Source organism: Streptomyces sp. NPDC001544 (assembly GCF_042894285.1).
Lineage (GTDB): Bacteria > Actinomycetota > Actinomycetes > Streptomycetales > Streptomycetaceae > Streptomyces.
Map to the genome: position 1 here is coordinate 139,954 of NZ_JBIAVN010000001.1, position 15,644 is coordinate 155,597.

The 15,644-nt window shown below is 67.0% G+C and carries 16 protein-coding genes; 14 read left to right on the top strand and 2 right to left on the bottom strand.

Annotated elements, in window-relative coordinates; genetic code table 11:
* Positions 1-1,294 precede the first annotated feature (1,294 nt).
* The 3 genes from ACFY0F_RS00630 to ACFY0F_RS00640 all read left to right on the top strand — a co-directional run bounded on the left by ACFY0F_RS00630 (position 1,295) and on the right by ACFY0F_RS00640 (position 5,562).
* Positions 1,295-4,336, top strand: coding sequence for an NACHT domain-containing protein (locus ACFY0F_RS00630; protein ID WP_388786772.1), 3,042 nt, complete (start codon positions 1,295-1,297; stop codon positions 4,334-4,336).
* Positions 4,337-4,532: 196 nt separating this feature from the next.
* A complete protein-coding gene (locus ACFY0F_RS00635; RefSeq protein ID WP_388786774.1) occupies positions 4,533-4,994 on the top strand; it encodes a GntR family transcriptional regulator in 462 nt (153 codons plus the stop codon).
* Position 4,995: 1 nt separating this feature from the next.
* Positions 4,996-5,562: an HD domain-containing protein gene (locus ACFY0F_RS00640; protein WP_388786777.1), complete on the top strand. Its 567-nt coding sequence runs from the start codon at positions 4,996-4,998 to the stop codon at positions 5,560-5,562.
* Here ACFY0F_RS00640 and ACFY0F_RS00645 read toward each other — a convergent pair.
* The gene (locus ACFY0F_RS00645) at positions 5,550-6,023 is read right to left on the bottom strand and encodes an NUDIX domain-containing protein (RefSeq protein WP_388786780.1); all 474 of its coding nucleotides are present in this window, start codon (positions 6,021-6,023) and stop codon (positions 5,550-5,552) included. The two genes, ACFY0F_RS00640 and ACFY0F_RS00645, sit on opposite strands and share 13 nt — an antisense overlap.
* Before the next feature lie 2 nt (positions 6,024-6,025).
* On the bottom strand, positions 6,026-6,784 hold the full coding sequence (locus tag ACFY0F_RS00650) for an XRE family transcriptional regulator (protein ID WP_388786783.1): 759 nt from the start codon (positions 6,782-6,784) through the stop codon (positions 6,026-6,028).
* Between the two features lie 708 nt (positions 6,785-7,492).
* Here ACFY0F_RS00650 and ACFY0F_RS00655 point away from each other — a divergent pair.
* The 11 genes from ACFY0F_RS00655 to ACFY0F_RS00705 all read left to right on the top strand — a co-directional run bounded on the left by ACFY0F_RS00655 (position 7,493) and on the right by ACFY0F_RS00705 (position 15,554).
* On the top strand, positions 7,493-7,786 hold the full coding sequence (locus ACFY0F_RS00655) for a hypothetical protein (protein WP_388786786.1): 294 nt from the start codon (positions 7,493-7,495) through the stop codon (positions 7,784-7,786).
* Entirely contained in the window at positions 7,783-8,112 is a 330-nt protein-coding gene (locus ACFY0F_RS00660) for a hypothetical protein (RefSeq protein ID WP_388786788.1), read from the top strand. Before ACFY0F_RS00655 ends, ACFY0F_RS00660 begins: the two co-directional genes overlap by 4 nt.
* Complete coding sequence (locus ACFY0F_RS00665; protein ID WP_388786791.1) at positions 8,112-8,495, top strand: RRQRL motif-containing zinc-binding protein; 384 nt, start codon at positions 8,112-8,114, stop codon at positions 8,493-8,495. The genes ACFY0F_RS00660 and ACFY0F_RS00665 overlap by 1 nt, the downstream gene beginning before the upstream one ends.
* Before the next feature lie 24 nt (positions 8,496-8,519).
* The gene (locus ACFY0F_RS00670) at positions 8,520-9,575 is read left to right on the top strand and encodes a hypothetical protein (RefSeq protein WP_388786793.1); all 1,056 of its coding nucleotides are present in this window, start codon (positions 8,520-8,522) and stop codon (positions 9,573-9,575) included.
* 230 nt (positions 9,576-9,805) lie between these two features.
* Entirely contained in the window at positions 9,806-10,306 is a 501-nt protein-coding gene (locus ACFY0F_RS00675; RefSeq protein ID WP_388786796.1) for a hypothetical protein, read from the top strand.
* A gap of 19 nt (positions 10,307-10,325) precedes the next feature.
* The gene (gene traA / locus ACFY0F_RS00680) at positions 10,326-10,865 is read left to right on the top strand and encodes a plasmid transfer protein TraA (RefSeq protein ID WP_388786799.1); all 540 of its coding nucleotides are present in this window, start codon (positions 10,326-10,328) and stop codon (positions 10,863-10,865) included.
* Between the two features lie 13 nt (positions 10,866-10,878).
* Positions 10,879-12,927 carry a plasmid transfer protein TraB gene (gene traB, locus ACFY0F_RS00685; RefSeq protein WP_388786802.1) on the top strand — a complete coding sequence of 683 codons (2,049 nt, stop codon included), beginning with the start codon at positions 10,879-10,881 and terminating at the stop codon, positions 12,925-12,927.
* 169 nt (positions 12,928-13,096) lie between these two features.
* Entirely contained in the window at positions 13,097-13,549 is a 453-nt protein-coding gene (locus ACFY0F_RS00690) for a hypothetical protein (protein WP_388786805.1), read from the top strand.
* A gap of 17 nt (positions 13,550-13,566) precedes the next feature.
* Positions 13,567-13,737: a hypothetical protein gene (locus tag ACFY0F_RS00695; RefSeq protein WP_388786807.1), complete on the top strand. Its 171-nt coding sequence runs from the start codon at positions 13,567-13,569 to the stop codon at positions 13,735-13,737.
* 4 nt (positions 13,738-13,741) lie between these two features.
* Complete coding sequence (gene ssb, locus ACFY0F_RS00700) at positions 13,742-14,188, top strand: single-stranded DNA-binding protein (RefSeq protein WP_388786810.1); 447 nt, start codon at positions 13,742-13,744, stop codon at positions 14,186-14,188.
* 88 nt (positions 14,189-14,276) lie between these two features.
* Positions 14,277-15,554 (top strand): DNA cytosine methyltransferase, encoded by a 1,278-nt coding sequence (locus tag ACFY0F_RS00705; RefSeq protein WP_388786813.1) that lies wholly within the window; start codon positions 14,277-14,279, stop codon positions 15,552-15,554.
* Positions 15,555-15,644 lie beyond the last annotated feature (90 nt).

A 15,644-nucleotide genomic window follows, 5' to 3' on the forward strand; every position in this document is an offset into this window, starting at 1 on the left:
ACGGCCACCCGCGAAAACCCGGTGACAGCCGGACAGCCCCGGAGTCTGCCCTTGATCATCAAGAGGGTGGCCGGGGCTTAGTCGTGGTCGGCGCTGCCCGCCCTGACCAGCAAAAACGCCCTCCCGAAGGAGGGCGGTGCAGGGGCGCCCCCGGCAGGACTCGAACCTGCGGCCAAGCGCTTAGAAGGGAGTCGTCTTCTTCTGCGTTGCCACCCGTTTGAGCTGCGGTGACGTTGTGGCTGAGGTGTACTTCGCCGCGAACATCACCGCGTATTTACCGGAGAGGACCACTCCGGTTCCCCCGTCAGTAGGCGGCAGGATCCGTTGTGCAAGCGCAGCGCTCGTCGCGGCACTCCGGATGAGGGTGCCGGTCACGGTACGGCCCCGCTGATCCGGGTGGGCAGGACTATCCGGCCTTCGCGTGTGTCCCGGAGGAACTCCTCTTCGGGGATCTGAGCGGTTGCCAGGTCTTGCCACGCGGCCAAAGCGATCTCGCACAGCCCTGGAAGGCGTGCGGCATGTACAGCGCCTCGGGAGCGGCTCTTCGCCAGGTCTCGCGCCTTCCTCTCCCCGTTCCGGTCCCGCCGGCGCAGGTTCAGCAAGGGTCTGTTTGCCACTTGCAGTGCATACTCAAGGGCCAGACCGCAGACTTCATGCCCTACCTCCTCAACCGTGGCGAGCTCACCGGTCGGAAGGGATGGAAGGAGAGCTGGCCAGCGCAGCACCACTACTCGGTCCCACAATGCGGGAGGAAGCGTGTTGCCAACGTGGTGGCTCTCACCGACCGGTAGATCACCGAGCCGACGCTCCGCTTCGTGGGTTTGGCCGACGTAACACAGGCCCGCGGCCGTGTAAATGCCGTACACCACGGGCCCCTCGACACCAGCTGCCCCCGCGAACGGGACGGTCAGCAGTGCGCGGCGCACCCGGTAGGCGAACCGGTCCCGGCGCTCTTGCCAGAGGGCGAGCGTGGAGGCGTCCGCAGTCAATCCCCGCAGGGACTCCCGCCAGGCGAGGTAGAAACCGTCGACTCGCAGTTCCTCCGAGGAGAGGCTCCCGCCAGGGGCGCTTGCTACACCAGGGTCAACTGTCATGGCAGAGAAGCATCCTTGAAGGTGGAGTGAGGTGCCAGCCGGCGGTACGGCTCTACGGTTGTCGTCTCGGCCTGCCAGCCCGGAAGCCTCAGCTGGCAGGGTGCACGTAAGTCGTCCCCTGAAGCACTCATCGGCTGTCATGATGTTTGTTCGGGACGAACGGGGTGGGGGAGTCAGTGCCGCAGACCACGATCACTGTCATGGCGACCGATGACAACGAGCGGGGAGACCTGTTCGGACGACTCGTTTGCGATGCCTTTCATTCTCTTGGCTATGAAGATTTCCAGCTGAATGTCAATCGCAGCGGCCGTGAGATCGACATCAAGGGGAGACATCGGGTCGAACAGAAGCTTCTCGTCGCCGAGTGCAAGGCTACAAGTCGCCCCATCGGTGGGGCTGACCTAAACAAATTCGCTGGCGCTTCACAGGTCGAATCTCACATTGCTTCGGCTCCCGCCTCCTCCTATTTCGTGTCCCTCTCGGGATTCACCGCCTCAGCAAGGCAGCAAGAGGCAGAGGCTGGCCGCCGTATGATCCTAATGGATGCTGGCGATGTAATCTCCGAGTTGATCCGGGGAAAGGTCATCGTTACAAGAGAGCGGGCCATTGGCGCAGCAGCGACGGCAACGACACGTGTCCCACGCGAGGCGTCCATTGATGATCAGCCCCTACTTATTGCGCACGAAATTGGTTGGGTCTGGTGTGTGCGCTTCAAGACTTCTGGTGAATTCACGCATTACACGCTGATCCATGCCGATGGCCACGGCATCAGTGACTCTCTGGCTTCCGAAATCAAGGAGGTGGATCAGAACTCGACAAACGCCCTCTCTGGGCTGACATATGTCTCGTCTGTTGCTGTACCTGAAGCGACGCGGGGAGAGCGCGAGGCGCGGAATGAATACCTGCAGTTTCTACTGCGGGAATTCGGATCGGTAACCCTGGAAGGCCTACCCGTCGATCAGGAGACCGGGTTTCGCAGCCTCCGCTTGGACGCATTGTATGTTCCGCAGCGGTTCCTGCCTGTCACTTCGCCTCAAGAATTGGAGAGGGGTGAATCGGAAGACGGCGAAACAGGGGCCAAGTCCACGTATGAGATCCTCGAAGAAAACCGTCATGTTGCCGTATTGGCTGGGCCAGGAAGTGGCAAGACGACGCTGCTGAAGCGTCTTGCTGTCGAGTATGCCGATGCTGACAGCAGCAGCAGTTTCGCTGACCGTTTGCCGAACGAAAGCCTATTCCCCCTCTTCATACGCTGTCGCCAGCTGGGGGATCGCTGCCGGCAACCTATCGTCAAGATACTAGGTGCGCTCATCGAGCAGGCTGAGGTACTGGACAAAAATGAAGCGTTTACGAACGTTGTCTCTGTCTCGCTCAAGGCTGGAAATGCTCTGATCCTGGTTGATGGGCTAGACGAGATCAACGACCCGCGAGATCGCCTGGCGTTCACCACTCAGCTACGCACCTTCATCGCCACGTATCCGAAGGTGCGAGTTATTTTCACTTCGAGAGAGGCAGGGTTTAGGTCAGTTGCCGGGGCCGTAGGCTCAGTGTGTTCGACCTACCAGATCTCTGATCTTTCGGATGACGATATTCGGCAACTCTGCGTGTCCTGGCACAGGGAAATGCTCGGAGATGGTCGCGCCTCACAAGACTTGGCCAGTGATGCCTACTTGGCCATTGTAAACAACCCTCGCGTTGCGGCTCTAGCGGTCAACCCTCTGCTTCTAAACACGCTGTTGCTTGTAAAGCGATGGATGGGTGAGATTCCGTCGAAGCGGACGGTGCTGTATAGCAAGGCCATCGAGGTGCTTCTCATGACCTGGAACACCGAAGGCCATGAGTCGCTTGATCTTGAAGAGGCGCTACCTCAGCTCGCGTATGCCGCCTTCTCCATGCTGAAGGCGGAAAAGCAGAGCGTCTCCGCGAGGGAGCTTCGGGGTCTTTTCAGCAATGCCCGTAACGACATGCCTGAAATTCTGGGCTACTCGCGACTTTCCGTCGATGAGTTCATTCGCCGAGTTGAGGAGAGAAGCAGTCTAATCGTCCAAAGCGGAGTCATCGTTGAGAGTGGGATCTCGCGACCTCTCTATGAATTCAAGCATTTGACTTTCCAGGAGTATCTGGCAGCTCTGGCTGCCGCCGAGTCATGGCACCCTGGCAGAGAAGAAGAGCCCGACCCATCCGTAGTTTTGGAGCCCTACTTCGGAAATCAAAGCTGGCTGGAAGTAATTCCGCTCGCGGCAGTCATGTCGGGAATTAAACATGCCAAGCTCATAGTTCGCAAACTGATAGACGCGATTCGAGAGTATGAAGTCGAAGATTTCGAAGCGCACTATGATGAAATTCGTAGGGTTCCTACCGAGCATCCCCTCTATCTAAACCTGTTGAGCTGTATTGTGGATGGGGCGCCTATCCATCCAGACCTAGCTCACGAGGCTATGCAGACCTTGATTTCTCATTGGGGAGGGCAAGTCAACCTTGCCGTCGAGTTTCGCGGGAGCAGGCTTCGCCCACTTCTGGCCGACCTTGCTTGGGATGGATATGTAGGAGATAGCGCCCGTTACATTCGCTGCGGTCAGATACTTTCCTTGCTGCGATTCGATGAATTGCCAGCCGATGCTTCGGTGTTGGTAGAAGGTGTCCGGTCCCCCGATGAGCGTACTGCGATCACTACAGTCCTTGCACTGACTCACCATTACACCGGTGCCTGGCTTCGTCGACGTGTCTCGCCTCGGAAGCGCCCCTATGTGGGGCACGTAAATCTCAAGGTAGCGCTACTCGAATACATTCTGGGAAGCGAGAATCCGGATAGGGTATTTGCTGGGATCTGGGCCCTCGGTTGGGCGATTCCGTCCTATCGTTGGACCAAAGATGAGGTGCGAACCATCATCGAGGTGATTACTCGGCTGTGGCGTAGCGAATGGGATGAGGAAGTGTGTGATCTCTACTGGTGGGTTGTGAGCATCCTGCCTGCTGATGGGATTCGGTTTACTGAACAAGAGCTTCCACTGCCTGATGACCTGAAAGAGTTTATGGCATACGCTTTCGCTGCAGAAATGACGGGTGACTGCGCGGACGCGAAAAAGGCAGCCGTGAAACTGGCGTACTTCTATCAAGACCACTATACGGACGAAAGAGTCCTCCAAGAGGTTTCGGCAATCGAGCGGACTGGCTTGGTGGACCCTGAATGGTTCGGCAGTTTGAGGCGAGCTGTCAGTCATCCGACTCTTTTCGCGCTGTAAACCGTACGCGGCAGGCCAGCGAGCCTTATGGCACTCTGGGAGCGGAGCGGCCTCTACCGGGTTGGATGCGCTGTTCCGCTGCGCATCGGCTTGTGGTCCGAGCAGTCGTGGAGCTGCCCCTTCGGGAGCTCTCGGCAGCGGTCGAAAGTCGTGGGAGTCTTGGGGGTGACGACTGGCGAGCGGAGAGGGAGAGTGAGTGTCGCAGCAGGCCAACCCTCGGGGAACCTTCCTGAAGATCGCCGACACGTTGAAGACGTGGATTGAGACGGACCCAGACATGGTGGAGCTCCCGTCTCTGGCTGAGGTCATGAGGGATCACGAGGTCTCGCGTGGAGTCGCGCTCCGCGCGTTCGCTGTGCTGAAGCAGGAAGGCGTGGCCGAACCGGCGCCGGGCGGACGTTGGCGCGTCGTGCGCGCGGGCGTGCGAGTCGACAGGCGTCCACTCGATCAGCGCATCGCGGACATCATCACGGCTGATGGGCTCGAAGTAGGGGAAGCCTTTCCGAGCGCTTCCGCGCTCGCCGAGCGGTTCGGGGTCTCACGTCCCACAGTGACCAAGGCACTTGAGAAGTTGGAGGCCGCCGGCGTGCTGGCGGGGGGAGGACAGGGCAGGGTGCGGACGGTCCGCGCCGTGCCGACGCGAGAGGAGCGTTCGTAGCTTGCCGAAGTTGACGGAGTGGGCCTATCCCCTAGCTGAGTCGTTGCTCGCTGAGCCGCTGCCACGCCGCTGGAAGCACTGTCTCGGGGTCGCCGAGCGGGCGCGCACCATCGCGCTGATTCTTGACCAGGACGCGGACCTGTTGGAGGCCGCGGCGGTGCTGCACGACATCGGCTACGCGCCGGACCTCGCCAAGACGGGCTTTCATCCGTTGGACGGCGCGCGCTACCTCCGGGACGTTGCAGGCGCCGACGAACGGGTCATCAACCTGGTCGCCCATCACTCCTGTGCCTGGATGGAGGCTGAAGCGCGCGGCATGCGCCAGGAGCTGGACGGCGAGTTCCCCCGCGAGTACGCGCACCTGAATGACGCGCTCTGCTACTGCGACATGAACACCACACCGGACGGCACGCCCACGAACCCAATCGACCGGATCAACGAGATCGCGGGTCGGTACGGGCCGGACAGCCTGATCGGGACGTTCATCCGTCGTGCCGAGCCCGAGATCCTGGCGTGCACGTCCCGCGTACTCGAAAGGGTGTCCGCAGCCAAGCGTCAGCCGATGTAGGGAGTCGTGCGGGCCCGGTCCATGGCGTGCTGGATCCGCAGCCGCATCGTGGGATGCACGTCCAGCGCCGACAGGTCCGCCGGGGCGACCCAGCGGACCTGAGTGGTCTCGTTGCTTGTGCGGAGCGCACCGCCGACCGGCCGCGCGCGGAAGCAGATGCTGAACTGCTGGCGGACCTCGCCGTCGTCGTACTGCATCACGTGCCCGGGGTCCGTGTAGATCCCGGACAGGTCAACGACTTCCGCCTTGATGCCCGTCTCTTCCCAGACCTCACGGGCCACCGTGTCACTGATGGACTCGCCCACATCGTGGCCACCACCGGGCAGTGCCCAACGCCCGTTGTCGGATCGTTGAATCATGAGCACCTGCCCAGCTTCATTCTGGACGAACGCCACGACCGAGGGCACGACCGAGTTGGCCGGCGGGGCGTCCGGGTCGTGCAAGTAGTCGATCCGTCCCATGCTCAAGCTCCCGTGATGTCGCGTTCGGTTACTGGCCTGGCACCTTCCCAGGTCTGCTGAACGCTATTGGCAAAGGTGTCGAACAGACCACCTCCGGGGAGTCGCCGCAGGTGGAACACGGGCGCCATGTAGGCGCCGATGCCGTAGACATGGGTGTTGGCCAACATCTCGTCATCAGCGCGGTAGATCGAGTTGTAGAGCACCGTGTCGTGCAGGCGGAAGGCGATCTCGGGGTGGCTGGTGAACAGTGGGCGGTAGTTGACCAGCGCATTTCTGATCTTGCCACCCATGATGCGGTGCCCTTCGTCGATGCCGCGTCGGATGACGGCTTCGCACTCTGGATCACCCATGAGCACTCGGATGCGGACACCGCTCTCGGCTTTCGCCTTCAGCGTCGAGAAGAAGAGCGGGTCTTCCGCCAGGTAGATGCCGGCATACACAAGGATGTCGATGCGCTCGGTGGCGCGTTCGCACATCTCGCGCCAGAGGCCTGATGGCACGACATGCCGATGAGGGTAGACAGCCTCGATCTCGGCTTTGCTCAGGTCAGATACGGAGTCCTGCGTCCGGGAGTCGTCCCACAGCGTCGTCACGTCGACGTTCAGCGCCGCCGCCGTTGCGTACTGGTGACGCCGGTAAGGGACTTTGCCCTGCGTGATCCATCGTTCGACCGTCTTCGGGATGACCCCGATCTCTTCGGCGAGGCTCTGCACGGTCATGCCGCGGGCGAGGAGCGCGGACCGTAAACGCTCGTTCGACATCTGCACCCCCGTAGGGACTTCTAGGGACTTCTTGACCGTAACCAGAAGACCGCTTGCTGTCTACGTACGGGGTAACGAACTCCCCTGACCTGCAGGGATTCTGAATGTGCGCCAAGAAGTCCCGGCGCGAAATCAGGAGGTTCCGTCGATGTACTTGACGGTCCCTCATGCAGTACCTGTAAAACAGGTACTGCAACGACCGAACGCAAGACCTCGGTCGGAAGGCGGCTTCATGCCGCATGCGCAGAAGGCGGGGACGCTGCAATCCCGCTGAAGGCCAGAGGACAGGGCTTCGGCCCGACTGGCGAGGTGGCCCGGTGACCGCGAGCAACGGCCGGAGAGTGGGGACGTGGTCCCCCTTGCAGTGCTTCACACCTGTTGACCTCGACTGATGGGAAAGCCAGTGCACCGACGAAGAGCGTGGGCGCCGCCGCGATGGACCGGCCGGCGGACGCCAGTACGTCATCCAGGTTCGTGAGCGGAACGCGCGCTCACGGCCGATCCGGTCCGTTCTCTACCTGCCATCGCAGCGGCTAGCGCTGCGGCCGGTTGCCTCCCTCGCCCGTCCGGCCCCGCACTCGGTGCGGCGGTCGTACGGGCGGGGGCGCGGGGAGCCGGATCTACCCGCTTCAACGGCTCGCGGCTCCGGTGCTGTAGCACCGGAGCCGCTGTTGTTTGGGCCGTTCCCGTCTCACTGGAGTTCGTCCCATGAAGTACATCGTTGCTGGTCATGAGGCCGTCACCGCTGCGGAGTTCGCGGAACTGGCGCTGGGTACCCCGGTTGAGCTGTGGCTCGGGGTCGAGGGCGAGACGGCCGAGGAACGCGCGGCCCGCCTGGACGCGGCGCGCGACATCCTCTCCGACCCCCAGTTCCGCGACCTGCCCGACGACCTGATCCGCCTGGCCGCGCGGGTCGTCGAGGAGAACCCGGAGCTGTTCAACGTGGTTCCGCTGGTGCGTCCCGCCCGCCGCCGCGTGCTGCGCAAGGGGGTTGCGGCATGAGCGAGGGTTTGACGCTGGACGGCCTGGCCGCGCCGCTGCGGGCGCTGCGCCTGCTGGCCGCGGACTTCGGGCATCTGGCGGCGCCGGCCGTGCGGGTGACCCCGATCTATCCGGAGCGGCTGGAGCTGGCGTTCCATGACGACCTGGCCGGGTTCGAGGGCTGGCGGGATGCGCTGGGCATCGCGCCGGACGCGGTGACTCACGGCACGCAGAGCGGTGGCCGTACGCGCGTGCTGCGGTTGTCCGTGGAGTACGCGGGCGCTGAGCTGGAGCTGGTGGCTTACGCCCCCATTCCGGCTGAGGTGCTGGTGGGAGCGGTGGCGTGATGTCGGGGGCGTTGGGCAAGTGCTTCGACCCGAACGGCGCCCGTTACGGCATCCCCACCTACCCGTGGCGCCTGGCCCCGGACGGTTTGGCCACTCGCCGTCAGCTCCGCGAGCGGGGCTTACGGCCGGGCGGTCAGCCGATCGCCGCGCAGGTGATGCGGGTCAACCGCAGGGCCGGGGGCGTGCGGGTCGGCTACCTGTACCGCGTCGACCGGGCCAAGCCCGTGCGGCCGATGACCTCCCGGAAATGGGGAGCGCTCGCGCTGGCGATGCTCGCCCGGCGCACCTGCCCCCGCTGCCTGCTCGATGTCGGCTACTGCATCCCCCGCCGTTTCGGCGTCTGCGGGATGTGCATCGCCGCCGAGGAACAGCGCACCACCTGACCCTGATCGAGACAGGAAGAACTGATGAACGACACCCGAGAGCGGTCCCTGAGCAGGGGCCAGGCGCTCGTACTGAGCGCCGCGGCGGTGCCCATGGTCGCGTTCGGCGGCTTGGGCGCGATCGGCACCTACAGCAACATCACCTCCGTGTTCCACCGGTCGGCCACCGCGCTGGGCGTGGTCGCGGCCGGTGAGGGCGCAACGCTCGTTCTGGCCCTGGTCCTGGTCGGGCTGACCATGCTGGGGCAGTCCTCCCCGGCGGCCGTGCGGGTCGGGCTGTGGACGCTGCCCGCCGTGGCCTCCCTGACCGGTGCCGCCGTCGCGCAGTCGACCACGGAAGCGGTGGTGTTCGCCGTCACCCCGCTGGCCATGTGCGTATCAGCTGAGGGCATGGGCCTGCTGGCCCGCCGGATCGTGGTCTACCGCACCGGCGTGGACGCCGAAGCGCAGCGCCGCAACGCGGCCGTCATGCAGCGGCTCGCCTACCACCGGGCCCGCGCCGCGAACCACCCCGACGAGGGCGCCCGCAACGACTCCGAGCGGGAGTCGTGGAAGCTCGCCAAGAAGGTGGGCACCGGTGACGCTCTGCTCGGGGCGCGTCTGGTCGGTGTCCAGCGCGAGCGGATGACGGCCGGCGCCGATGCCGCGCTTGCGGGCATGTTCGCCGTGCCCGTCACGGCACCTGCCCCGGGTGTGACGGCCGCCCCCGAGCCCCCCGCCGTCGAGGACGCGGGCGAGGAGGGCGTCACGCCCCCCGTGACGGAGGAAGACACGCAGGTCACGGACGCAGCCGAGACCGTACCGCCGGAACCCGTCACGCCCGTGACGGCCCCCGTCACACCGCCCGTGACGCTGGAGGAGATCGCGGCCGTGGCCGGGGTTCCGACCCCGCAGGCCGGCGAGCCGCTGACCGACGCTCAGCTTGTCGTCGTCCTGCGGCACCTGCGCTACTGCGACGATCCGCCGCTGTCCTACCGCCAGGCCGTGACCGGCTTCCGCGAGGGCGGATTCGTCGGCGGGGAACAGCGGGTGCGCAAGGCGTGGGGCTCGCTGATGTCCCACGAGGAATCCGAAGCCTGACCGTCTGTCCGGCACCACCAATGAGGGCCAGCCCAGGGCAATTGGGCTGGCCCTCGTTGCGACTGCCGGAAGCAGTCGACCGCACCAGTGAAGCAGACCCGGTGAGCCCCGGCGAGCGGCCCTGTCGCAGACCCGGCGAGCAGACCCGGTGAGCCCGCCCAGCACCCGCACAGACGGAGTGCCGGGGCACAGCGCACCGCCCATCACCCCTCCGACCAAGGAGACTCACTGTGTCCAGCCGTACCCGCACCCGCGGCGTGAAGACGGCCGCGGGTGTCCACACCGTCCACATCCCGCGCCAGCGCGGGCGCCGGCGCGCTCAGCCGTTCGTCGTCGTCGTTCCGGAGCACCCTTCCCTGACCCGTGAAGCGCTCGGCTTCCTGGGCCGGGTGCTGTGGCGCTTCCGGGGCGCGCTCGCCCCGACCTTCCTGGCCCTGCTGGCCTGGCCGCTGACCGCGATCCTGCACGCGCTCGCCTGGTGGTCCGGCCTGCTGGTGGCGCCCCTGGCCGTCGCCCCGGCGCTGTGGCTCGGCTTCGTCCAGATCCGCCGACCGGCGCGCACGGCCGCGGTCGTCTGGCGGGCCGGTCTGGCCCTGCTCGCCACGGCCGGGTTCGCCTGGCTGGCCCTGGCCGCCGGGTTCGGGCCGCTCGCGGGTCCGCTGCCCCTGCTCTGGCTGTTGGCCTGGCTGGTCGCTCAGACCGCGTGGCTCGTCGTCCGCCGCTCCCACTGACCCGAAGGGACCCTGTCTGATGGCAACCGCCTACGCCGCGCCCGGTGCCGGAGCCAACGGCTCACAGGCCAAGCGCGCGATGAACACCAAGAACTTCGGCGCGACGTTCTCGCCCGGGTTCACCATCAACGTCAACGCCAACAAGACCAACAACGGCGTGCCCGCCGTCGCCGGCGGCTCCGGCGCCAACGGCCGCAGCAGCGCGGAGGCCCTGCTCCCGGCGCCGGAGTTCACCTCTCCGGCGCAGGTGCGGAACTACTGCAACAGCCTGCGCGCGGCGGCCGTGACGCTGTCCATCGAGGTGGCCATGGGCGCCGAGATCATGAAGGGCGTGCTGGCCGCGGTCCCCGACCCGGAGGGACGCCCGTTCGGCTCCCGGGCCCGCGCGGCGAAGGTGGCCCGCAAGCTGCAGAAGTCCGCCGACGCGCTGCGGGACGCCGCGAAGAACGCCGCCGCCACGTACTCCACGTTCCAGCAGCAGTACGAGGAAGAGATCAACCGCGTCCGCCACCGCGCCCGCAGGCCGCAGCAGCCGGTCATGAACTGGGCCCAGCAGTAAGGAGGTCTCGTCAATGGCTGAGCGCGACTCACAGCACCAGCTCGCCGAGCTGCTGGAACTTCAGCTCAAGGGCGGCTCGGACGCTGGTGGGGTGGGCAAGTACCTGCTCCACCGGGCCAAGCCCCACATCCCGCCGTGGCTCGGCTGGGCCGGGACCGGCCTGACCGGGGTCCTGGGCCACCTGCGGTGGGCCGACAGCGCCCCGGCGGCCGTGGGCCTCACCCTGGGCTCGGTGGTGCTGACCGGCGCCACCTGGCTGATCGGCAAGAACACCAGCCAGCAGCGGCGCCTGCACTCAGCCATCACCGTGGCCGCGGGCTCCGCCTGGCTCACCGCCGCCTGCCTCGCGGGCCCGACCGCGAACCCGGTCGGTGACCTGTACCTGATGGGCGGGCCCGCCCTGGCCCTGTCCTGGAACGTGCGCCTGGTCCTGCGGCACACCCCCGACGCGTCCGGTGAAAGCGCGGACAAGGGACTGCTCGAGAAGGTGGGGCTGGCCAGGGCGCAGATCGGCAACGCCAAGGTGGAGCCGAACCGCGTCACGGCACCGGTCGCGCTGGAAGCCGGCACCCAGACCAACGACGACATGACCAAGGCACTGGGCAACATCGCCTCCGCCCTGGACCTGCCGAAGTCCGCCGTCCGCTACACCCCCGATCCGGGTTCCGCCCGGCGCGGCGACCTGGTCATCGTGCCGGAGGACATGCTGGCCGAAGTCGTCGAGTGGGAAGGGCCCTCCAACCTGGGCGGCTCGATCGCTGAGCCACTGGTCATCGGCCGGTACGACGACGGCGCCCCGCTAGTGATCTGGCTTCCGGGCGACCCGGAAGCGGGCCGCAACTCCACCCACGTCCTCGTGGCCGGCGGCACCGGCTCCGGCAAGGGCGACACCGCCCTGAACCTGCTGACAGAGATCGTCTCCCGCCGGGACGTGATCGTGTGGTTCTCCGACCCCAAGGCGTTCCAGGACTTCGCCGCCCTGCGCCCCGGGCTGGACTGGGCCGTTGAGGGCGGCACCCAGACCGAGGTCCTGGTGGCGGCCGTCGAGGCCGCGATTCCGGCGCGTACGCGCTGGCTGGGTGCCCACGGCTACCGGCAGTGGGTACCGGAGGCGGCGCAGGCGCAGAACAGCCCGGAGCACACCTGCCGTCCGGACGGGCGGCAGTGCGGCTGTGAGGGGATGCCGTTCCTGGTGGCCTGGTTCGAGGAGGCCGCCAACACCCTGCGCGCCATGGGCGACGACGCGTTCACCGGCATCGCGCAGGAAGCCCGCTCCGCCGGTATCTCGCTGATCGTGTCGCTTCAGCGACCGTCCTACGACCAGATGTCCACCTCCACCCGCGCGTCTCTGCCGTCGGTGATCGCGCTGGGCTGCGACGCACGCGACGAGGGGTTCTCGCTGCCAGACGAGGTCCTGGCCGCGGGCGCCCACCCCGGGGCGTGGGGCAACCGGCGGCCGGGCTACTGCTACGTCGTCTCGCCCGGCATCCCGGAAGACCGCTATCCCTCCCCGGGCCGTACCCGGCGCTTCACCCACCGGGCGGTGCCGGTCATGGAACTGCTCGCCACCTGGGCACAGCGCAACGGCGCCAGCGCCGACCCTGTCACCGCCGGCGCCGCTTCCAGCGTCGCCGGGCGCGCCTACACCGGCCGGGCCACGTCCGGCACCGAGCAGCCGACCGGCCTGCGGGCCGTCGAGCAGGAGGACGACGACATGGAACAGGGCGGCTTGCTGGTGGACCCCGAAGACCAGGACATCGACCCGGAGGCCGACCTCCCCGCACAGGAGGACGGCGACGACGCCCCGATCTTCGGGCAGGAGACGGGCCGCAAGCCGTCACCGGAGGAAGCGCGCCGGCTGTTCGCGGACGCGCTGGCGGAGTTCGAGAGCGAGGGCCGGATGATCGTGGGCCCGAAGGACTTCACCGACTGGTGCGACGCCCACAACCTGTCCCGCTCCTGGGTGTCCCTGCGGCTGAAGGAAGCGGCGAAGGAGGGCCGGTTGGAGGCGACCAACACCACCGGCCGGTGGCGCATCGTCCCCGCCCTCACGGCCGCCTGACACCCGTAACGCGTTACGCCCGCCTAACACTCAAAACCCTAGGCAGGCACGCGCGTTACCTGCCCTAACAGCGGCCGGTCACACGGCCTAACACCTGCTCGTAACACCCTCCCGCGGGCCCGCGCACACCCTCGTGCGCGGGCCCGCGGCCGTCCCGAAGGGAAACGCCGTGACCCACCCCGAGCGGCCCACGGCCGTCGAACTCCACTACCCCCAGCCGATCACCGTCCCGCCCGCCGCGCCCCTCGTGCCGGTACAGCCGAGCCCGCCGACGGCCGTGCAGAGCATTGTGCTGCCCGACGGCCGGATCGTCACCGGCTACGCCCTCACCCCCGCGCCCGTCCCGGCGCCGGTCGACACGCGGCCGGCCGTCTCGCGGACCGCGGTGAACATCGCGCTCGGAGGCATCGGCGTCGGCGCGGTGTGCGGCGGCCTGGTCCTGCTCACCTCGTTCATCGCCGCCCTGACCGCGTTCATCACCCAGCTCATCATCCTGGCCGCGGTCGTCTTCGGCGGGTGGATCGCCGTCCAGCTCTTCGGCGCCACCAGCCGTCACCACCACGGCGGGACCACGGTCAACATCCGCAAGGCCGTCATCAAGCGCAGCCACTTCCACGGCTGACCCCCGAGAGGAGAGCCGTGTTCGAGATCCGCGTCATCTGCGAGCCGGACGACGCCGACCGCGTCAGCCAGGCCCTCGCCGCCGCGTTCGACACCGGCCCGGCACGCCAGTACCCCACCCGCGACCGCAAGCGCACCCGCCTGTACATCACCGCCGACCACCGGCCCACCACACCCGAAAGCGAGTGATCCGATGTCGTTCGGAGAGACCCCGATCACCCTCGTCGGCAACCTGACCGACGACCCGGAACTGAAGTTCACCGACTCCGGAACGGCGCTGGCGAAGTTCACGATCGCCGTCACCCCGCGCAGCTTCGACCGCACCTCGAACCAGTGGAAGGACGGCACCACCGCCTTCTACCGCTGCGCCGCCTGGCGCACCCTCGCCGAACATGTCGCCGAGTCCATGGGCAAGGGCTCTCGCGTCGTGGCCATCGGCCGGATGCGTCAGCACGACTGGACCACCGACCAGGGCGAGAAGCGCTCGATGCTCGCGGTCGAGGTCGACGACATCGGCGCCTCCGTCCGCTTCACCACCGTCCAGATCAACGCCCGCCGCACGAACGGCGCCGCCCCGGCCGGCGACCCGTGGAACACCGGGAACAACCGCCCGGAGCCGGGCGACGAGCCCCCGTTCTAGCTGTGCCCGGGGCGACTGCCTCTCTCGCCAAAGACACGCGGTCGCCCCGGCAGTCCAGTCCCATCCAAGAGATCTGGAGACCTACAGCATGACCCATCCCGCCGCGCCGTCGCAGGGCGGCAACATCAGCCTGTGCACCGGGTCCGGTGCGCTGGACCTGGCCGTGGAAGCCGTCACCGGTCTGCCCACGGTCATGGTCGGTGAGAAGGACCCGGCCGCGTCCCGGCTGCTGGCCGTCCGCCTGCCCCATGCCCGCAACCTCGGGGACATCACGGCCGTGGACTGGGCGGACCTGTCCGCCTCGATGCCGCGTCCGGCGGCGCTGACCGCCGGCTTTCCCTGCCAGGACATCTCCAACGCCGGACCTCGAGGAGGGATTGCCGGTGACCGATCGGGACTGTGGAAAACGATCGCCCACGCCATTCGCCATCTTCGACCCCGGCTCGTGTTCCTGGAGAACGTCGCCGCCATCCGAAGCCGGGGGCTCGATGTCGTCGCCGCGGACCTGGCCGCGTGCGGGTATGACGCGCGGTGGATGTGCCTACGCGCTGGAGATCCCGAAGTCGGAGCCTGCCACCGGCGCGACCGCTGGTTCGCCCTCGCGTATCCCGCTGCTGAAGACCCCCACCTCCCAGCTCGGGCGCAACGGCGGACCGCAGCACCCGGAAAAGCGCAAAGCCGGGGGGCATGGGCCCACGCTGGAGGACGAAGTGGTCTTCTTGCTGCCCCCGACGGACGCCTGAGCCTGCTGCCCACTCCGGCCGCCGCCGACGGAACCGGCGGCCCGGGAACCTCCGCCAAACGGCAGGGCGGCATGAACCTGCGCACCGCCGTGACCCTGCTGCCCACCCCGGCGGCACGCGACTGGAAGTCCGGCGCCTCCAACCTGCTGGGGGTCAACTCCCGGCCGTTGAACGAAGTGGTGGTCAACCTGCTGCCCGCCCCCAAGGCGTCGGACGGGCCGCACGGCGGGCCGAACCAGCGCGAGAGTGCCGGGAACTACTACCTCCCCGGCCAGGCCGTCCGCCTGGACGGCCGGTGGGTGGCCACCAACGGCACCGACTACGGGCCCGCCATCCGCCGCTGGGAAACCGTACTCGGGCGCCCGGCGCCGGAGCCGACCGAATCGGGGACGAAGGGCAACCGCCGGCTGTCCCCGGCGTTCGTGGAATGGATGATGGGCGCCGATCCCGGCTGGGTGACCGGCACGGACCTGGGCCTGTCCCGTTCCGACCAGCTAAAGATCCTCGGCAACGGCGTCGTCATCCACCAGGCCGCCCACGCCTACCGCGCGCTGCTCGCCACCCTCGCCCCCGAAACCGCGGCCCCCACCGTCCCGTCCCAGCTCGCCCTGGACATCGCCTAGACGCGCCCCGGGGCGACCGCCTCTCTCGCCAAAGACACGCGGTCACCCCGGCAATCCAGTCCCATCCAAGAGACCTGGAGACCTCCAGCA